The following is an 18,636-nucleotide window of genomic DNA, read 5'->3' as shown; positions in this document are numbered from 1 at the left end:
CGAAGGGAGACAGCCGGTGCACAACCTCGGTCCGCTGGAATCGGCGGTGATGGCCCTGCTCTGGGAGGCCGACGACGCCCTGAGCGTGCGCCAGGTGGTCGAGGGCCTGCTCGATCGTGACCTCGCCTACACCACGGTGGCCACGGTCCTGGACAACCTGCACCGCAAGCGGTGGGTCGACCGCGAACGGCTCGGCCGCGTGTGGTTCTACCGGCCGCGGGTGCAGGCCAGCGAGCACGCCGCCGCCCTGATGCGGGAGGCGCTGGCGACCAGCGGCAGCCCCCGCGCCACGTTCCTCAAGTTCGTCGGCGAGATCAGCGAGGAGGACGCCGCCGTGCTGCGCGAGCTGCTCGACGAGTCCGCGCGGCCGGAGCGGCGATGACCCCGCTGCTGGTGGTGCTGTCGCTCTACGCCGCGATCGTCGCGGTGCTGGGCCCGCGCCTCGTGCGCGCCTGCCGGCGCTGGGAAGGCGCCGCGCCGCGGCTCGGCCTGGCCCTCTGGATCGCCCTGCCGACCTCGTGGGTGGTCGCGGTGTTCAGCCTCGGCCTCGCCGCCATCGCCGCGCTCTCCGGCGGTCTGGGGCTCGCCGGGCTGCTGCACGCGTGCCTGCACGCGGTGCAGGTGATCCTCGGCGTGCACCACCCGTCCGACGTGCCCGCCGCGCTCGCCCTGATCGGTTCGCTGGCCTTCCTGCTCCGGCTCGCCGCGGTCGCGGCACGCCACGCCCGCAGGACCCGGCGGCACCGGCGGGCGCACCGGCGCGCGGTCCGCGGGCTGTCCCGGAACCTGCTGCACCACGGGCGGTGGATCACCGTCGTCGACGCGGCGGAACCCGCGGCGTACTGCCTGCCCGGCCGCGTCCCGGCCATTGTGGTCACCAGGGGCGCGGTGCGCCGCCTCCGCCCGCCGGAGTTCGCGGCCGTGCTCGCCCACGAGGCCGCGCACCTGCGCGGGAAGCACCACCTGTGCGCCGGGTGGGTCGCGGTGCTCGCGCAGTCCTTCCCCTTCGTGCCCGTGCTGCGGGCGGCGGTGCCGGAGGTCGCGCGCCTCGTGGAGTGGATCGCCGACGACCGGGCCGGTCGCGACCACGGCAGCCGCACCGTCGCCCGGGCGCTCGCCGCGATGGCCACCGCCGCCCACCCGCGGGCACCGGCCCCGCGGGCGGCGCTGGCCGCGGCCGGATCGGACGTGCCGGAGCGGGTCGAGCGCCTGCTGCGCCCCCGGCCCCCGGCGCGGTCGGCGCACTGGCGCATCACCGTCGCGCTCGCGCTGCCGCTGCTGGCGCTCACCGCCGCGACCGCGTTGGTGGTCCCGTCGGCCACCGCCGACCCGACCCCGTTGTGCGCGGGACCAGGCGTCGTCGCCGAGCTCAGGTGAGGACGCGGCCGGTCTCCGGGTCGAACAGGTGGATCTTCGCCAGGTCGAACCGGACGGAGAGCCGCTCGTTCTCCCGGGCCGCGGACCGCGCGGCGAGCCGGGCGACGACCTGGCCCGCGGCGCTGGGCACCTCCGCCGCGCCGCTGGCGGCGGCGAGCTCGTCGAGCCCGGCGCCGCGCGGTTCGCCGTCGTCGAGGGTGAAGTAGACGTACTTGTCCGAACCCATCGCCTCCACCACGTCGACCTCGTGGGTGAAGGTGACGCCGGTGGCGTCGTCGGCGAGCGCGGCGTCCTCGAAGTGCTCCGGGCGCAGGCCCAGGACCAGCTCGCGCGGCGCGTCGGCCCCCTCCAGCGCGCGCCGGACCCGGTCCGGCGGCGGGAACGACCCGAGCGCCGAGGTGATCCGGCCGTCCTCGACCCGGGCCGGGACGAAGTTCATCGCCGGTGAGCCGATGAACCCGGCGACGAACAGGTTCGCCGGGGTGTCGTAGAGCTCTTGGGGCGGGCCGATCTGCTGCACCTCGCCGCCGCGCATCACCACCACCCGGTCGCCGAGGGTCATCGCCTCGGTCTGGTCGTGGGTGACGTAGACCGTGGTGGTGCCCAACCGCTTCTGCAGCTTGGACACCGAGGTGCGCATCTGCACCCGCAGCTTGGCGTCCAGGTTGGACAGCGGCTCGTCCATCAGGAACGCCCGGGGGCTGCGCACGATGGCCCGGCCCATCGCAACCCGCTGGCGCTGCCCGCCGGACAGCTGCGCGGGTTTGCGGTCGAGGTGCCGGTCCAGGTCCAGCACCGCCGCCGCCTCGGCCACCTTCGCGCGCACCGCGGCGGCGTCCACCTTCGCCAGCCGCAGCGGGAACGCCATGTTCTCGAACACCGTCATGTGCGGGTAGAGCGCGTAGGACTGGAACACCATCGCGATGTCCCGGTCCTTCGGCGCCCGCTCGTTCACCCGCTGCCCGCCGATGCGCAGCTCCCCGGTGCTGATGTCCTCCAGCCCGGCGATCATGTTCAGCGTGGTGGACTTGCCGCAGCCGGAGGGGCCGACGAGGATGACGAACTCGCCGTCGGCGATCTCCAGGTCCATCTCCCGCACCGCGAGCGAGCCGTCCGGGTACCGCTTGGTCACCCCGTCCAGGACGATGTCGGACACGTCGGTCACCCCTTCACTGCGCCCGAGGTGAGCCCCGAGACGATTCGCCGTTGGAACAGCAGCACGAACACCACGATCGGCACCGTGATCACGACCGCCGCCGCCGAGATCGAGCCGGTCGGGTCCTCGAACTGCGAGTCGCCGGTGAAGAACTGCAACGCGACCGGGACGGTCCGGGACGCCTCGGTCGAGGTCAGCGAGATCGCGAACAGGAAGTCGTTCCAGCAGAAGATGAACACCAGGATCGCGGTGGTGAACACGCCCGGCGCGGCCAGCGGCGCGATCACCTTGGTGAAGGCCTGACCGGGGGTGGCGCCGTCCATCGTGGCGGCCTTCTCCAGCTCCCACGGGATCTCCCGGAAGAACGCCGACATGGTGTAGATCGCCAGCGGCAGCGAGAACGTGGTGTAGGGCAGGATCAGGCCCGGCCAGGTGTCGAACAGCCCCAGCACCCGCTCGATCTCGAACAGCGGGGAGACCAGCGAGACCTGCGGGAACATCGCGATCAGCAGCGAGGCGCCGACCAGCAGCCGCTTGCCGGGGAAGTCCAGCCGGGCGATGGCGTAGGCGGCCATCGCGCCCAGCACCACGGCGATGGCGGTGGCGATCAGCGCGATGCCGATGGAGTTCACCAGCGCGCGGGTGAACTCGTCGGTGCTGAAGATCGTCGCGTAGTTCTCCAGCGTCCACTCGCGCGGGATGAGGTGGCCGTCGCCCAGCGTCGCCTCGGTCTTGAACGACAGCGAGGCGATCCACAGCACCGGCAGCAGCGCGTAGACCACCACGACGACGTCCAGCACCGTCCACTTCGCCTTGCGCGCCCGGGTCGCGGCGCCGCCCACGTCCGCCATCAGCGCCTCCCGCCGTCGTCGCCGCCCGGCGCGGCGGTGCCGAACAGCTTCACGAAGATCCAGGCGATCAGCGCGACCGCGAGGAAGATCAGCACCGACATCGTGGAGCCGATGCCGAGGTTGAGCCCCTTGATCAGGTTGTTGTAGGCCAGCACCGACACCGACGAGGTGTCCTGCGCCCCGGAGGTGAGCACCACGATGTGGTCGAAGACGCGGAACGCGTCGAGGGTGCGGAACAGCAGGGCGACCAGGATCGCCGGCTTCATCACCGGCAGCATCACCTTGACGAACCGCTGCCACGGCCCCGCGCCGTCCATCGCCGCGGCCTTGAGCAGGTCCTCGGGCACCAGCGCGAGCCCGGCCATCAGCAGCAGTGCCATGAACGGCGTGGTCTTCCAGATCTCGGCGACCATGATGATCGCCAGCGAGCTGCCGGTCCCGGTCAGCGGCGCACCGCCGGGCGTGATCAGCTCGGCCAGGTAACCGGTGTCCGGCGTCCAGGCGTAGCGCCAGCTGAAGGCGGCGACCACGGTGACGATGCCGTACGGGATCAGCGTCACCGTCCGGACCAGCCCGCGCCCGACCAGCGCCCGGTGCATCACCAGCGCCAGCGCCATGCCGAGCACCAGCTCGATCGCCACCGATACCACGGTGATCAGCACCGTCACGCCGAACGCGGTCCACCAGTAGCCGTTGCCGAGCACCGTGAGGTAGTTGTCCAGCCCGACGAACTCCCGCTGGTCCGGGTACTTCAGGTCGAAGCGCTGGAACGACAGCCACACCGCGTAGAGGATGGGCCAGCCGGTGACCGCGAGCATCACCAGCGCCGCGGGGGCGCACAGCAGCCAGCCCAGCCGCCGCTGGGCGCGCTCGCCCTCGGTGGCCGCGGCCATCACGGCATCACGCCCTTCGAGTCGAGCGCGTTCTGCACCTCGGTGCGCATCCGCTCGGCGGTGGCCGCCGGGTCGATCTCGGCGACGGGCGCCAGCAGATTGGTCAGCACCGTGGAGACGTTCTGCGCCGCCGGGGTCACCGGACGCACCCCGGGGTCCTTGAGGGCCTCCAGGATCGCGTCCTTCATCGGGTACTCCTCGGCCATCGACGGGTGCTCGTAGACGGATTCGACGGTCGGCGGCACCCCGTCGTTGATCGCCGAGAAGAGCTGGTGCTCCGGGCTGCGCAGGCACAGCGCCGCCTCGAACGCCAGGTCGGGCTTGGTGGAGTGGCTGCTCACCGCGAGGTTGTAGCCGCCGATGGTCGACTTGCTGGGCACCCCCGGGACCACGGCGGGCAGCCGCGCCCAGCCGACGTCGCGGGCCAGCTCCGGGGTGTTCTCCTGCAACGACGGGTAGACGAACGGCCAGTTGAGCTGGAAGGCGGCCTGGCCGCTCTCGAACTCCCGGCGCGCGTCGTCCTGCATGGCGTTGTTCATCGCCGCGCTGGTGACCCCGGCGGTGCCGAAGTCGCGCAGCACCTCCAGCGCCCGGACCGCGCCGGCGTCCACCACGGCGCGCTTGCCGTCCTCGCTGACGATCCGCCCGCCCGCCGATTCGACCAGCGAGTTGTAGTGCACGAACAGCCCTTCGAACTGGGCGCCGCTGAACGAGATCCAGTGCGGTTCGCCCTCGCGTTCGAGCCGCTGCGACTCGGCGATCATCTCGTCCCAGGTGGCGGGCGGCTCGGGCACCAGGTCCTTCCGGTACCAGAGGAGCTGCACGTTGGTGTTCTTCGGCGCCGCGTAGAGGCGGCCTTCCCAGGTCGCGGTCTCCAGCGGACCGCTCAGCGTGCCCGCCGACGCCGTCCGCTGCGCCGCACCGGTCCACTCCCGGATCCACCCGGCCTCGGCGAACTCGGCGGTCCAGGTGACGTCCAGGCCGAGCACGTCCATCCCGCCGTCCCCGGCGGCGAGCCGGCGGACCATCTGCTCGCGCTGCCCGTCGGCCTCGCGCGGCAGCTTGTGGTAGACGATCCGGTACCGCCCGGCGGCCTGCTCGTTGCAGCGGTCGACGACCGCCTGCAGGTTCTCCTCGGGCGCGTAGTACAGGTTCACGGTGTTGCCGTCCGGCGGCGGCGCGCACGCCGCCAGCACCGACGCGCACACCGCTCCCAGCACCGCGACCGCGCGAGCCTTCCGCACGTCGAGCCCTCCCCCGTCGCTGACCGCGGCGAGGACGGGAAGGATGCCGCGCTCCGTCGCACCGCCACCACCGGCCGTCACCGGCGACCGGTGCAGGCGAACCTAGGCGCGCCGGACACGCCCGGGCAAGACCGGTGCGAAGCTTGTTGCCAATACGTGAACTCAGGCGACATGCCAGCAGCGCGGGAGCCAGCGGCGACACCAACCGGACACCCGACCACCGTCAGGCAAGCGGCGCAGCCGCTTCCGCTTCACCCCACCCTCGCAACCGGCACCGCCGCGGGTTCTCAGCGGCGCCCTCGCGAGGACAGCCGCGACGCCGTGTACGCGCTTGGTACATCAGGAGCGGATCCCGCAGCGAGGGGGCCGCTGAGGTTCCGCCACCCGCACCGCCACGCACAACGGGCCCAACACCCTACTGAGGGCGCATGGCCAGTCTGGCCAGCATGTCCCTGCCCTGCTCCGCGTGCCTCGGCTGGGTGAGGACGTCGTAGCGGCCCGCCACCAGTTGGCTGGCCGAGGAGAAGTCGCGGCGGCCCCGGGTGGAGGCGTAGCCGACCGCGGCGAAGATGAGCCCGAAGAGCACGCCGGTGCCCAGGCCGACCAGGACCGGCCCGAACCAGTTGCCCTGGGGTGTGAAGATGCCGAGGACCAGGCCCACGAACAGGCCGAACCACGCGCCCGAGGCGGCGCCGCCGCCGAGCACGCGCCCCCACGAGAGCCGTCCGGTGACCCGCTCGACGAGCATCAGGTCGACGCCGACGATGGTCACCTCCTGCACCGGGAACTCGTTGTCGGCCAGGTGGTCGACGGCGCGCTGGGCCTCGGCGTAGGTCGTGTAGGACCCGATCGGCCAGCCGGTCGGCGGGGTGGGCAGGCTGGGTGCGCCCGGCGTCGCTCGGCCGGAGCCGGTGAATGGACTGGACACCGCTGACACCTCCAGTGGAACGTGCACTCCCGGTCGACCGCGCCGCGCGGCCCGGTTTCCGACCGGTTGTCCCTTCAAGGTTACCCGTCTGACCCGGCGGAGATCATGTCGCCCGCCGGGCGGCGCGCACCCCGCGACCCCACCGCGGGACCGCGCGGCGCACCACCGCGAACGTCAGGACAGCACATCCGGGCGCGGCCAGCGAGAGCAGCGCGAAACCCCAGGTGAGCAGGCCGGGATCGCCGCCACCCGCCCGGACCCGGCGGGGCGGAACCCGCCCCGCCGACCGTTCACCCCCGGAGCCCGCAACCGGTCGGCAGTTCCCGGCCGCGCCCCGGCACCGGAACGCGATGCCGGATGCCGTGCCCGAGGTGGATCCCGGCGACGAAATCGCGGACGAGCCCGAGAAGTTCCCGCATGAGCTCCACAGCACCCTCCATTACACTGATCTGTAAAGTTCCACCTCGGACCATAAGTTCACAGACCTGTGAAATCAAGAGTTCCGCGAGCTTCGTCGATCACGCCCGGAGCCGACGAGCCGCACGGCCACCCGGGAGGTTCGCGAGTGAGGGGCACTTTCATCCGACATAGCCGGATGAAGGTGCCCCTCACTCAGTTCCCGAACGGGTGCGGGCGGGTCAGGCCGTGGTCACGCCTCGGGGGCGGGGGCGCGGGGCCAGCACGTCGACGGTGCCCAGCAGGACCATGTGCGCGTAGGCGGTGACCACGATCGCGAAGGTGATCCAGTTGCCGCCGATGGCCACCAGCGGGCCGCCGAGCCAGAGCGTGATGATGAACGAGACCAGGGTGACCAGCACCGCGACCACCCGCACCGGGGTGCGGTAGACCACCGCCGCCGGCCAGGTGAGCGCAGCGGCCACCAGGGCGAGACCGAGCGGGCCGAGCCGGACCTCGTAGGTCAGGCCCCAGAACAGCAGCCCGAGCAGGCCGACGACCACCGCCAGCGCCGGGGCGATGCGGGCCCGGCCGCGCCCGAACGCACCGCCGACCCGCCAGCCGAGCCAGCAGGCGAACACCACCGCGAGCAGTCCGCCGACGAGCGCGCCGAACCCGGCCGAGGCGCCGCCGAAGTCGAGGATGGTGGTCCACGCCAGCGGATCGACCACCTTCACCGCGGTGGTCCAGCACAGCACGTACCCGTCCTCGGTGCCGCCCCCGCAGTCCTGCCGCGTCGTCGTCGGGGCGTTCTCGCCCCACAGCGGCGCGGCGGAGATCTCCTGGTCCGGCAGGTGCGGCTCGCGCGGTTCCTCGAAGCCGGTGAACGCCATCGCGGCGGCGCCGAGGAAGGCCACCGCCGCCGTCCGCCGGGGTGCCGCGACCGCGTAGCCGATGAGCAGCAGCAGCGGTTTCAGCAGCGTCATGAACCGGCGGCCGAGCCAGGGCAGCGCACCCCGCCCGGCGGGCCGGGCGGCCCGGTAGGCCAGCAGCCCCAGCCGGGTCACCACCGACAACCTGCGCCGCTCCCCCAGGTCCGGCAACCGCTGCCTGCCGACGTCGTAGCGGCGCACCTCGGCTTCGAGCCGCTCCGGCTCCGGCACCGGCGGTCTCGCGCCGTCCTCGGGATCGGCGCCCACCGGGACCGTCGCCACGAACGGGATCTCCTCGGCCGCGATCGTCCACTGCAGGCGCTCGGTGAGCAGGGCGCGGGTCCTGGGCAGCCCGTGCCGGTCGTCGGGCGCGGCGAACAGCGCGTCGAGCTCGGCGCGGACCTCGGCGGCGTGCCGGGCCCACAACCCGGCCAGGAATTCCCGCCAGCGGGCGGATTCCCGCTCGTCCAGGTCCCCGAGCTCGGCGGTCGTCGGGCGGCTCACGATGGCCTGCAACGCATCGCCCAGCCCCTCCGAGCCGCCGTGCCGCCGGGACAGCCGGACCGGATCGGTGAGCAGCCCGACCAGGCTCGCCGCCGCGTCCATGCGGCCCCACATCCAGTCGTTGGCGCGCCACTTGGCCGACAGGAACGCGCCGAAGTTGTTCAGCTCGACGCCGCGGATCTTGTCCCGGATGCGCAGCGGGGCGTCCGGGGAGCGGCGCAGCGCGTCGAACGGGAGCGGGCTCTGCTCGTCGCTGGCCACGCGCAGGAAGTTGATCCGCGAGCCCGGTTCCCGGCAGACGTCCAGGGGCGCGCTGAGCACCACGAGCTCGCGCAGCACCTCGGCCCGGCGGCCGGAGCGCTCCAGCAGCGCGAAGCCGAGCTGCTCCGGCTCGGTGGCCTCGGTGCGCGGCGGCGCCACCGCCGCGAGCCGGTCGGCGACGCGGTGCAGCACCTCGGTCCCGCGCGCCACCGCATCGACGCCTGCGGCGCCGGGCGCCGCGTCGGCCCCGGAGGAGTCCACCGTGGAGCGCAGTTCCCGGGCGAACTCGACGAGCGCCTGCTGCAGGTCGGTGCCCTGCTCGACCGCGGTGAGCACCTCGCCCAGCAGCGGGTCGATCGGCGAGGGCAGCGCGTGCTGCAACCGGTGCCTGCGGGCCAGCACCCGGCGCACCCAGTCGTCCAGCTCGGCGACCTGGACCAGCGGTTCCAGCACCGCCCCGCTGATCCAGTACCGGTCGGTGTGGCCCTCCAGCAGCTCGCCGAAGGTGCGCAGCCGGTACAGCACGGCCTTGCAGCGGCCGATCTCGGCGGTGTCGGCGGCCCGCCGGTCCAGGTCCCACGCCCACTCCAGGCAGAGCTGGATCCCGGCGAGCAGTCCCCGCACGTCGTCGAAGACCTCGCCGGTGGCGGCGGCCGACAGCCCCGCCGACAGCCGCTCCGGCAGTTGTTCCCGGGCCTGCGCCGACCAGCCCGCCAGCGGGTCGCCGACCGGCGGCGGCAGCAGCGTGCCCGCTTCGATCCCGGCGGGTTCGGTGAGCAGCCGGTGCACCGCGAGCGCGTCGAGCTCGGCCCGCACCACCGCGTGATCGGCCTCGACCATGTCGACCAGGCGGTCCAGCAGCGCCGGCCGCCCGGCCTCCGGCTCCGCGTGCAGCGGGGCGAACAACGCCTTGCGGCGCAACGAGTTCCGCTCCACCACCCGGTTGTGCGCGTCCAGCGCCCGGATGTCCTCCAGCAGCGATTCCTGCGCCATCTTGGTCTGCAGCGCGGCGGCGGCCACCGGCACCGCCCGGGCCGCCTCGGGCGGGCGGCCCTGCGCCACCGCCGGATCCGGGTTGAGGTACAGCAGCCAGCGGCAGGTCGGCCGGTCCGCGGGCGCCTCGGCGATGGCCCGGACCGCCGCCTCCACCGGGATGTTGTCCAGCAGCCCGCCGTCGATCACCCCGTACGGCCCGTCGCCGGATTCGGAGAACAGCCCGAGCATCGCGGGTTCGCCCGGCGGCGGTGCCTGCTCCCGCGCGTGCACCTGCGCCGGTTCGAAGACGAACGGGAACGACGAGGTGGCGCGGGCGGCGTGCGCCAGCTTCAGCGCGGTGTCCGGCAGGTCCTCGCCCGCGCCGAAGTCCGACATCGGGTCACCGGCCCGCCCCAGGTGCCGGAACCGGAACCACGCCCGCCTGCGCTCCTGGAGCATCGAGCCGGTGCGGCCGTCGAAGTGCTGCTCCACCACCGGGTCGAGCAGCGTCGCGGTGAGCAGCAGCTCCGCGCGCGACGGCGCTTCGGCGTCCTCGCGCCCCGGGGTGTCGGTGAGCACCTTCACCATCTCGTCGCGGAAGTAGCCGTCGCCCTCCAGCAACGACGGCGGCGCCTGCTGCCAGAACCGGGGCAGCGGGCGGGCCAGCGCCTCGACGTCGGCCAGCCGCACCCACATCCGCCGGGTGCGTTCGAACGGGCGGTCGTAGATCAGCGCGGCGGACAGCAGCGTCGCGTTCACCCCGCCCGCCGAGGCCCCCGCGATGACGTCCACGGTCACCGAGTCGAAGCCCGCCAGCCGGGCCAGCGCCGCCCACGGGTGGGTGGCCCGCGCGTCGTCGTTGCCCGCCATCGCGGTGCGCAGGTGCTCGATCTCGGCGACCGCGCCGCCGATCCACACCGCCATGCTGGTACCGCCGCGCATCGCCAGCGCCAGCCGCAGTTCCTGCTCGTTGTCCGCTCCGGCAGCGGTCACGTCGCCCCTTCGGTCGGTCTCGCCGGGTGCTCCCGGAAACTACCGTGCTGACCGGAGGCGCGGACCCGGATCCCCGCAGGGCGCACCACAGGCACGCGCCGGTCCCCGCCGCGGAACCGGCCGCTCCTGGAAAGGCGGCGGACCGCTCAGGCGGGCGGGGTCCAGCGGTCGGTGCGCGACATCCCCGCCGCGCGCCCCTTGCCCGCGATCACCAGCGCCATCTTGCGCGACGCCTCGTCGATCATCTCGTCGCCGAGCATCGCCGCGCCGCGCGCACCGCCCGCCGCCGAGGTGTGCCAGTCGTAGGCGTCCAGGATGTTCTCGGCGTGGTCGTAGTCCTCCTGGCGCGGCGAGAACAGCTCGTTCACCGCATCGACCTGCGCCGGGTGCAGCACCCACTTGCCGTCGAAACCCAGCGCCGCCGAGCGGCCGCCCACCGCCCGCAGCCCGTCCACGTCCTTGATCTGCAGGTAAGGACCGTCCACCGCCTGCACGCCGTGCGCGCGGGCGGCGATCAGCAGCTTCATCAGCACGTAGTGGTAGGCGTCGCCGACGTCGTAGCCGGGCGGCTGGTGCCCGACCACCAGCGACCGCATGTTGATCGAGGCCATGAAGTCCGCCGGCCCGTAGACCAGCGCCTCGACCCGGGGGCTCGCGGCGGCGATGGCCTCGGCGGCGGCGAGTCCGGCGGCGTCCTCGAGCTGCGGCTCGATGCCGATCCGGCCGACCTCCAGCCCGGTCGCGCGCTCGATCTGGGTCAGCGTCAGGTCCAGCCAGCGGACGTGCTCCGGACCGCTCGCCTTCGGCAGCACCAGGGTGTCCAGGTTCGCGCCGGCGCCCTCCACCACGTCCACCACGTCGCGGTAGGTCCACTCGGTCGTCAGGTCGTTGACCCGCACCGACCGGGTCTTGCCCGCCCAGCCGCCCTCGTTGAGCGCGGCCACGACCCGCTCGCGCGCCTCGGCCTTGGCCAGCGGCGCGACCGCGTCCTCCAGGTCGAGGAAGAACTGGTCCACGGCCAGGCCGCGGGCCTTGTCGATCATCTTCGCGCTGGAGCCCGGCACCGCCAGGCAGCTCCGGCGGGCGCGTTGCCGGTCGACCACGATCTCCTCCTCGACAGCCGGGGGCCGTGCAGTGTCTACCACGCTGATCGCTTCCCGGAGCCCGCACGTGCGCGGCGGCACACGACCGGCGGTGCGGCTCAGCCCAGGTCCGCGTACAGCGCCACGATGGCCGGGGCCGTCGCCCGCTGGTCCAGGTACTCCGCGCGGGACATCCAGGCCAGCTCGGCGATCTCGGCGGCGGGCGCCGGGGTGCCGACCAGCTCGCCGGTGTAGCAGTTCAGCCCGACCCGCACGCCCTCGCCCTGCCCGACCGCGTCGGCGACGTAGCGGTCCAGGAACCGCACGTCGCGGACCCCGGTCCCGAGCTCCTCGCGGACCTCCCGGTGCAACGCCTGCTCGTGGGTCTCACCCGGGTCGATCTTGCCGCCGGGCAGGTAGAACGCGGTCTGGTAGTCGGCGCGGACCAGCAGCAGGCGACCCGCCTCCCAGCGGACCAACGCGACGACCTCGATGGTTTCGGGCACCCGCTCATGCTTGCGCACGGCTGCCCGGGGGCGAGGGCACACCCCCGTCGGCGAGCCGCTGGCAGGTGCGCACCAGGGCCTCCAGCTCCTCGGCGGTGGCGGCCAGGAAGTACCGCGCGATGCCGTTGCGGTGGGTCGCCGCGGCCGTCCGCAACCGCCGCTCACCACGCTCGGTGATCACCGCCTGCACCCCGCGCCCGTCGGAATCGACCCGGACCCGCTGCACCAGCTCCAGCCGCTCCAGCCGGTCGACCAGGCGCGTCACCCCGGAGCGCGAGAGCAGCACCGCATCGGCCAGTTCGGTCATCCGGAGGCGGCGGCCCGGCGCTTCGGCGAGCGCTTCGAGGACGTCGTAGGCGGCCAGCGTCAACCGCTGTTCGGCGATCAGGTCGCCCTCCAGGCAGCGGGTCACGCGTGCGTGCGCGCGGAGGAAGCAGCGGTACGCCAGCAGTTCGCTCCTGGTCGGTAATCGCTCAAGCCCCGTGTCGGCCACGCCGCGGGATATTACGGTCCGCGTTCATCCGACCGCGCAGCGCCCCCGGCTCGGCGTGGAGCGCACCTGTTCGCGCCCCGCTACCGGTCCGTAGCATGGTGTGGCGCAGCGCCAGCGCAGAAAGGTCGGTGTCAGGCAACTGTGACCAGCACGCAGTCCACCCCAACCGAAGAGGCCGTCCGCGAGGCCCTCACCCAGGTCGAGGATCCCGAGATCCACCGGCCGATCACCGAGCTGGGCATGCTGAAGTCGGTGGCCGTCGGCGACGGCGGCGCGATCCAGGTCGAGGTGTACCTGACCGTCCAGGGCTGCCCGATGCGCGAGACGATCACCCAGCGGGTGACCGACGCCGTCGGCGCGGTCGACGGCGTGACCTCGGTGTCGGTCGAGCTCGACGTGATGAGCGACGAGCAGCGCACCGAACTGCGCCAGAAGCTGCGCGGCAGCGCCGAGGAACCCCGCATCCCGTTCGCCGAACCGGGCTCGATGACCCGCGTGTACTGCGTCGCCTCCGGCAAGGGCGGCGTCGGCAAGTCGAGCGTGACGGTCAACCTGGCCACCTCGATGGCGCGCCGCGGGCTGTCCGTCGGCGTGGTCGACGCCGACATCTACGGCCACTCGGTGCCGCGGATGCTGGGCGCCGACGGCCGTCCCACCCAGGTCGAGAAGATGATCATGCCGCCGCAGGCGCACGGCGTGAAGGTCATCTCGATCGGCATGTTCACCCCGGGCAACACCCCGGTCGTCTGGCGCGGGCCGATGCTGCACCGCGCGCTCCAGCAGTTCCTCTCCGACGTCTTCTGGGGCGACCTCGACGTGCTGCTGCTGGACCTGCCGCCCGGCACCGGTGACGTGGCGCTGTCCACCGCCCAGCTCATCCCGAACGCCGAGATCCTGGTGGTCACCACCCCGCAGCAGGCCGCCGCCGAGGTCGCCGAGCGCGCCGGGGCGATCGCCATGCAGACCCGGCAGCGGGTGGCGGGCGTCGTGGAGAACATGTCCTGGATGGAGCTGCCCGACGGGCAGCGGATGGAGGTCTTCGGCTCCGGCGGCGGGCAGATCGTCGCCGAGTCGCTGAGCCGCTCGATGGGCACCGACGTCCCGCTGCTCGGCCAGGTCCCGCTGGACCCCCGGCTGCGCGAGGCGGGCGACAGCGGGACCCCGCTGGTGATCGAGGACCCGGAGTCCCCCGCCGCCGCGGTGCTCGACGGCATCGCCGGACGGCTGTCGAAGCGGGCCAGGGGCCTGGCGGGCAAGCTCCTGTCGGTCTCCCCCGCCTGAGGACTGCTTTCGGCAATGGCCTGCGTGGCGGTGTCGGTGGCGGAACCTCAGCGGTCCCCTCGCTGCGTCGATCGCCTCCTGATGTACCCACGACGTACCCGGCGTCACGGCTGTCCTCGCGAGAAGGCCGCTGAGCGGTCACGTCCGAGCACGGACCGCGGTGCCGGCTGACGGCCGCACCGCATGCGGCTCCGCCGCATTCTGAAAGCGGTCCTTACTTGGGCAAGGGTGCCCCTCACTCACGTCCCGAATGGGTGAGTGCTCGGGCGGTCAGCGTTTGGTGACGGCGAGCAGTCCCGGACCGACCGGCAGGGTGACGGCGATGAGGTCCTCGTCCGCCTGGACCACCCGGACCAGCTCGCGCAGGCTAAGCGCGGTCGCGCTGCGCTGGTCGCGGTCGGCGTCGGGGCGAACCCCGGCGAAGACGATCACGCCGCCGGGCCGCAGCAGCCGGGTGCCCAGGGCCAGGTAGGTGGCGTGGTCGGTGGTGGCGCTGGCCACCACCACCATGTCGTAGGCGCCCTCGGCGAGCCGGGGCAGCACCTCGACCGGTCGGCCCGCGATCAACCGGGTGCGCGACGCGGGCTCCCCCGCCTCCCGCAACGCCTCCCGGACCTCGCGCTGCGCCATCTGGTCGACGTCGATGGAGGTCAGGACCCCGTCCGGGACCATCCCGCCGAGCAGGTGCAGCGCGCTGCCGCCCGAACCGGTGCCGACCTCGACGACGGCCTTCGCGCGCAGCGCCGCCGCCAGGAAGCGCAGGACGTGCAGCGGTGCCGCCGCGATCGAGGCGTCCACGGGACCGCCCGACGAGCGGTGCGCCTCGTCCTGGCCCGCGGGACCGTCGCCCAACGGGGTCTCGGGTATCACAACGCGCAAGGTTATCGGCGGCGCCGCGCGGGGTGGACGGCAAGGCCGAATTCGTTAGGCGCCCGTTTCCAGCGCCGCGCGGTTCTCAGCGAGTTCTCAGGCGCCTATCATCCCCACCTCACCAGCGGCTACCACAGTGGAAGCGTCAACAGGAGTACCCAAGTCAGGAACACCGCGAACCGACGAACCCCAGCGATCTTCCCACCCCTCGGGAAATCCGTCCCGGCGACTCCGCCCTCCAGGCGGGAGGCAGCCGGTCCGGACCTCGAGGAGCAGCCACGGGCGACGCCGCCCACGGTCGGGAACAACCGCCCCCGGTCGTTCGTTCAACAGGTGCAACCACGCAGGAGGTGGCTTTTCGCCCGATGGCAACTCAGCCGATGAGTGTGGTCCCCACCGAACAGCAGACCACCGTCCCCGCGGCCGGGGAAGCACCCTGGACCCCGCCGTCCTGGGATGAGGTGGTCCGCCAGCACGCCGATCGCGTGTACCGGCTGGCCTACCGGCTGACCGGCAACCAGCACGACGCCGAGGACCTCACCCAGGAGACCTTCATCCGGGTGTTCCGGTCGCTGGCGTCGTACAAGCCGGGCACGTTCGAGGGGTGGTTGCACCGCATCACGACCAACCTGTTCCTGGACATGGCCCGCCGCAGGTCGCGCCTGCGGATGGAGGGCCTGCCCGAGGACACCGACCGGCTGCCCGGCGGTGGCCCCACCCCGGAGCAGGTGTTCCACGACACCCACCTCGACCCCGACCTGCAGGCCGCGCTCGACGAGATGCCGCCGGAGTTCCGCGCGGCGGTCGTCCTGTGCGACGTCGAAGGTCTCTCCTACGAGGAGATCGGGGCGACTTTGGGGGTGAAGCTGGGTACTGTGCGCAGCAGGATCCATCGCGGTCGGCAGATGCTGAAGGCCACCTTGGAAACTCGTCGCAAGCAGACCCAGGAGGTTCGCGGATGACGGTTCTGCGAGGCTGGTCGCTGCCCGAGCAGCACCTGGCCCTCGAGGCGATCGTGGCGTTCGTGGACGGCGAGCTGGGCCCGAGCGCGCGGGATCGCGCGTCCGCCCACCTCGCCGGGTGTCCGGCCTGCGCGTCGGACGCGGCGGCGCAGCGGCAGGCCCGCGCGGCCGTCCAGGCGGCGGGCACCCCGTCGGTCTCGCCGTCGCTGCTCCAGGCGTTGCAATCGATCCCGTCGCACGCCGAGATCCCGGCGCAGCCCGACGGGCTGGCGCTGACCGAGGACGGGCAGCTCGTCGCGATGTCCCGGCCGAGCCGGGCCCGCTTCGGCACCGGACCGGTGCTGGGCAGCAGCCGCCCCCTCGGGGGTTCGCAGCAGCCGCTCGGCAGCTCGGTGCGCGGCACCCTCGGCGGCTCCCGGCCGCTGGGCGACCCGGCCGCCCTCGGCGAGTCCCCCGAGGAAGCCGCGCCGCCGCGCGAATCCCGCGGTGTCGGCCGCCGCACCCGCCAGGGAGCCGGAGTCGTGTTCTCCGGCCTCGTACTGGGTGCGCTGGCCTTCATGAACCTGCCCACCTCCGAGGAGGACTGGCCGCAGGACACCACCGCCCCTCCGCTCCCCGGCGGTGGCGGCAGCGGCGTCATCCCGGCGTCCGTCGCGGGCACGCTGCCCGCCGAACCCGCCCCGAGCGGGGACGTCTCGGCGGTGCCGGAACCGCTCCCGTCGACCTCCGCGTCACCCACCCCGCTGGCCACCAGCCCGGCCGCCGCGCCGCTGCCCTGATCCGGGGCCGCACCGGAGGCCACGCGGACTTCACCCCCGGCACGGCACAATTGGCCCGGCGCCGGTGACCCGGTGCAGCGAAACGTGTGATCCACTCGGGGAGTGACGAGCCGCATGACCGGGGAGCGATGAGCCAGCAGCCAGGAACGCCCGCGCCGGGTCCCGGCGCCGGCGAGGACCCGTCCGCGCGGCGCGAGCGGTACCCGGGCGAGGAGCAGGGCCGCACCGCGCCCGCACCCGGCAGCGCGCCCGCACCCGGCAGCGCGCCCGCACCCGGCAGCGCGGCCGCTCCGCGCGGGGCGGCACCCCGCAACGGCGAACCGCCGCGCCTCCCGCCCCGCCCGCTGCACCGCCCGTCGGTCGACCCGGCGCAGGCCACGGCCTTCGGCCGGCCGCGCGGGGTCCGGGGCAGCTTCGACGCGCACTCGCGTTCCGGACTCGCCCCGCGCGGCATCCAGCAGCTCCCGCCGCCGCCCGAGTCGCTGAACCAGGCGTTCGGACGTCCGGCGGGCAGCCGCGAGGTGCTGCAACGCACTCCCGGCGAGCCGGAACCGACGCCCGCACCCGCCGACGACCCGGTGCTGTGGGAATCCGGTTCGGTCCGCGATCCGTGGCGCGACCCGTCCGCCGCCGCGGTGCTCGGGCCGCCGGCGACCACCGCGGCCGAGGCCTCGGCCGCCACCTCGCCGCCCACCGCGGGCCCGCTGCTCAGCGCCCGCGAAGTGCTGTTCGGCCGCCGGGTGCACCCGAAGGCGTTGGCGCTGCTGGGCGTCGCGGCGCTGGTGGTCAGCATCGCGGGCGGGTTCATCGGCCGGGTCACCGCCGAGGAGGGCAACCCGCTGATCAACCCCGATGTCACGCTCGCCGAGGTGCAGGCGGGCGCGGACCGGCCCGACGGCAGCGTCGCGGCGGTCGCGCAGCGGGTGGTGCCCGCGGTGGTGTCCGTGGAGGTGCGGGTCGGCGCCCAGGGCGGCAGCGGCTCCGGGGTGGTGATCGACGGCAACGGCTACGTGGTGACCAACAACCACGTGGTGTCGATGGCCGTGGACACGCCCAACGCGGAGATCTCGGCGGTGTTCCACGACGGCACCCGGGCCCCGGCGCGCATCGTCGGCCGGGACGTGAAGACCGACCTCGCGGTGCTCAAGGTGGAAGTGGCCAACCCGACGGTGGCGCAGCTCGGTGACTCCGACAGCCTCGCCGTGGGCGACCAGGTCATCGCGATCGGGTCGCCGCTCGGCCTGGCCGGGACGGTCACCACCGGCATCGTCAGCTCGGTGCACCGCCCGGTGCGGCTGGCGGGCGAGGGCACCGACACCAACGCGGTGATCGACGCCATCCAGACCGACGCGGCGGTGAACCCGGGCAACTCCGGCGGCGCGCTGGTGGACGGCAACGGCGCGGTGGTCGGCATCAACAGCGCCATCCGCACGCTCGGCGCGGGCGGGGAAGGCGGCTCGATCGGCCTCGGGTTCGCGATCCCGATCGACGACGTCCGCCGCATCGCCCAGGAGCTGATCCGCACCGGCCACGTCCAGCACGCCGACCTCGGCGTCAACGCGAAGTCGGTCAGCGACGGCCTCGCCGACGGCGCCCAGGTGCAGAACGTGCAGGACGGCAGCGCGGCGGCCAGCGCGGGCATCGCCGAGGGCGACGTGATCATCGAGGTCGGCGACCGCGAGGTCCGCAGCGCCGACGAGCTGATCGTCGCGGTCGACCGCCACCGGGTCGGCGACACGGTCCCGGTGACCCTGGTCCGCCAAGGCCGGGAACTGGTCCTGGACGTCACCCTCCACTGACCCACCGCCACCCGCCCGGGCGACAACCGCTCGACGTGGCTCCTGAGTGAGGGGGACCCTCGTCCCGGTTAGGGGTCCTTTCAGAATGCGGCGGAGCCGCATGCGGTGAGGCACGCAACCGGCACCGCCGCGGGTTCTCAGCGGTCTTCTCGCGAGGACAGCGCCGACGCCGTGTACGAAGTGGGTACATCAGGAGGCGATCGGCGCAGCGAGGGGACCGCTGAGGTTCCGCCACCCGCACCGCCACGCAGATCATTGGCGAAAGCGGTCCTCACTTGGTCAAGGGTGCCCCTCACTCAGCTCACCATCGGGTGATGGCGGGTGCTGGTGGGGCCGAACGGGTGACGTGGTGGT

17 protein-coding genes are annotated in these 18,636 nt (G+C 73.4%); 6 read left to right on the top strand and 11 right to left on the bottom strand.

Annotated features, from left to right (window positions below; genetic code table 11):
- Positions 1–16 precede the first annotated feature (16 nt).
- Positions 17–382, top strand: a complete 366-nt coding sequence (locus ACQP0T_RS04815; RefSeq protein WP_433871483.1) for a BlaI/MecI/CopY family transcriptional regulator — start codon at positions 17–19, stop codon at positions 380–382.
- A complete protein-coding gene (locus tag ACQP0T_RS04810; protein WP_433871482.1) occupies positions 379–1,377 on the top strand; it encodes a M56 family metallopeptidase in 999 nt (332 codons plus the stop codon). The genes ACQP0T_RS04815 and ACQP0T_RS04810 overlap by 4 nt, the downstream gene beginning before the upstream one ends.
- On the opposite strand, the gene ACQP0T_RS04805 is transcribed toward ACQP0T_RS04810, so the two are convergent.
- From ACQP0T_RS04805 to ACQP0T_RS04760, 10 genes are all read right to left on the bottom strand, one after another.
- Positions 1,370–2,533, bottom strand: coding sequence for an ABC transporter ATP-binding protein (locus ACQP0T_RS04805; RefSeq protein ID WP_433871481.1), 1,164 nt, complete (start codon positions 2,531–2,533; stop codon positions 1,370–1,372). The two genes, ACQP0T_RS04810 and ACQP0T_RS04805, sit on opposite strands and share 8 nt — an antisense overlap.
- 5 nt (positions 2,534–2,538) lie before the next feature.
- Positions 2,539–3,384: a carbohydrate ABC transporter permease gene (locus tag ACQP0T_RS04800; RefSeq protein WP_433871480.1), complete on the bottom strand. Its 846-nt coding sequence runs from the start codon at positions 3,382–3,384 to the stop codon at positions 2,539–2,541.
- Complete coding sequence (locus ACQP0T_RS04795) at positions 3,384–4,277, bottom strand: carbohydrate ABC transporter permease (RefSeq protein WP_433871479.1); 894 nt, start codon at positions 4,275–4,277, stop codon at positions 3,384–3,386. Before ACQP0T_RS04795 ends, ACQP0T_RS04800 begins: the two co-directional genes overlap by 1 nt.
- Positions 4,277–5,521: an ABC transporter substrate-binding protein gene (locus tag ACQP0T_RS04790; protein WP_433871478.1), complete on the bottom strand. Its 1,245-nt coding sequence runs from the start codon at positions 5,519–5,521 to the stop codon at positions 4,277–4,279. The genes ACQP0T_RS04795 and ACQP0T_RS04790 overlap by 1 nt, the downstream gene beginning before the upstream one ends.
- Positions 5,522–5,936: 415 nt before the next feature.
- Positions 5,937–6,449 (bottom strand): general stress protein, encoded by a 513-nt coding sequence (locus tag ACQP0T_RS04785; RefSeq protein WP_345356378.1) that lies wholly within the window; start codon positions 6,447–6,449, stop codon positions 5,937–5,939.
- A 290-nt stretch (positions 6,450–6,739) separates the two neighbouring features.
- The gene (locus ACQP0T_RS04780) at positions 6,740–6,868 is read right to left on the bottom strand and encodes a hypothetical protein (RefSeq protein WP_345356375.1); all 129 of its coding nucleotides are present in this window, start codon (positions 6,866–6,868) and stop codon (positions 6,740–6,742) included.
- 219 nt (positions 6,869–7,087) lie between these two features.
- Positions 7,088–10,510, bottom strand: coding sequence for a patatin-like protein (locus tag ACQP0T_RS04775; protein ID WP_433871477.1), 3,423 nt, complete (start codon positions 10,508–10,510; stop codon positions 7,088–7,090).
- Positions 10,511–10,656: 146 nt separating this feature from the next.
- Positions 10,657–11,613, bottom strand: coding sequence for an HpcH/HpaI aldolase/citrate lyase family protein (locus tag ACQP0T_RS04770; protein ID WP_345356501.1), 957 nt, complete (start codon positions 11,611–11,613; stop codon positions 10,657–10,659).
- Positions 11,614–11,711: 98 nt separating this feature from the next.
- The gene (locus ACQP0T_RS04765; RefSeq protein ID WP_345356369.1) at positions 11,712–12,098 is read right to left on the bottom strand and encodes an NUDIX hydrolase; all 387 of its coding nucleotides are present in this window, start codon (positions 12,096–12,098) and stop codon (positions 11,712–11,714) included.
- A gap of 4 nt (positions 12,099–12,102) precedes the next feature.
- Positions 12,103–12,591 (bottom strand): MarR family winged helix-turn-helix transcriptional regulator, encoded by a 489-nt coding sequence (locus ACQP0T_RS04760; RefSeq protein WP_345356366.1) that lies wholly within the window; start codon positions 12,589–12,591, stop codon positions 12,103–12,105.
- Between the two features lie 141 nt (positions 12,592–12,732).
- On the opposite strand from ACQP0T_RS04760, the gene ACQP0T_RS04755 reads away from it, so the two are divergent.
- A complete protein-coding gene (locus ACQP0T_RS04755; protein ID WP_433871476.1) occupies positions 12,733–13,872 on the top strand; it encodes an Mrp/NBP35 family ATP-binding protein in 1,140 nt (379 codons plus the stop codon).
- Positions 13,873–14,142: 270 nt separating this feature from the next.
- On the opposite strand, the gene ACQP0T_RS04750 is transcribed toward ACQP0T_RS04755, so the two are convergent.
- Entirely contained in the window at positions 14,143–14,724 is a 582-nt protein-coding gene (locus tag ACQP0T_RS04750; RefSeq protein WP_433871475.1) for an O-methyltransferase, read from the bottom strand.
- Between the two features lie 398 nt (positions 14,725–15,122).
- Between ACQP0T_RS04750 and sigE the strand changes: the two genes are divergently transcribed.
- The 3 genes from sigE to ACQP0T_RS04735 all read left to right on the top strand — a co-directional run bounded on the left by sigE (position 15,123) and on the right by ACQP0T_RS04735 (position 18,282).
- Positions 15,123–15,704 (top strand): RNA polymerase sigma factor SigE, encoded by a 582-nt coding sequence (gene sigE, locus ACQP0T_RS04745; protein ID WP_345356498.1) that lies wholly within the window; start codon positions 15,123–15,125, stop codon positions 15,702–15,704.
- On the top strand, positions 15,701–16,483 hold the full coding sequence (locus ACQP0T_RS04740) for a zf-HC2 domain-containing protein (RefSeq protein ID WP_433871474.1): 783 nt from the start codon (positions 15,701–15,703) through the stop codon (positions 16,481–16,483). Before sigE ends, ACQP0T_RS04740 begins: the two co-directional genes overlap by 4 nt.
- A 128-nt stretch (positions 16,484–16,611) precedes the next feature.
- Entirely contained in the window at positions 16,612–18,282 is a 1,671-nt protein-coding gene (locus ACQP0T_RS04735) for a S1C family serine protease (RefSeq protein WP_433871473.1), read from the top strand.
- Positions 18,283–18,636 lie beyond the last annotated feature (354 nt).

The organism is Saccharopolyspora sp. CA-218241 (assembly GCF_050954615.1).
Taxonomy (GTDB): Bacteria; Actinomycetota; Actinomycetes; order Mycobacteriales; family Pseudonocardiaceae; genus Saccharopolyspora; species Saccharopolyspora cebuensis.
The sequence above is the reverse complement of the archived record's forward strand: the minus strand, read 5'-3'. Positions and strand labels throughout refer to the sequence as shown.

What these genes read in the sequence shown, in the direction of transcription:
- ACQP0T_RS04810 (WP_433871482.1), top strand. Translation starts at nt 379, where the DNA reads ATGACCCCGCTGCTGGTGGTGCTGTCGCTCTACGCCGCGATCGTCGCG.
- ACQP0T_RS04800 (WP_433871480.1), bottom strand. Translation starts at nt 3,384, where the DNA reads ATGGCGGACGTGGGCGGCGCCGCGACCCGGGCGCGCAAGGCGAAGTGG.
- ACQP0T_RS04795 (WP_433871479.1), bottom strand. Translation starts at nt 4,277, where the DNA reads ATGGCCGCGGCCACCGAGGGCGAGCGCGCCCAGCGGCGGCTGGGCTGG.
- ACQP0T_RS04780 (WP_345356375.1), bottom strand. Translation starts at nt 6,868, where the DNA reads ATGCGGGAACTTCTCGGGCTCGTCCGCGATTTCGTCGCCGGGATCCAC.
- sigE (WP_345356498.1), top strand. Translation starts at nt 15,123, where the DNA reads ATGAGTGTGGTCCCCACCGAACAGCAGACCACCGTCCCCGCGGCCGGG.
- ACQP0T_RS04740 (WP_433871474.1), top strand. Translation starts at nt 15,701, where the DNA reads ATGACGGTTCTGCGAGGCTGGTCGCTGCCCGAGCAGCACCTGGCCCTC.
- ACQP0T_RS04735 (WP_433871473.1), top strand. Translation starts at nt 16,612, where the DNA reads ATGAGCCAGCAGCCAGGAACGCCCGCGCCGGGTCCCGGCGCCGGCGAG.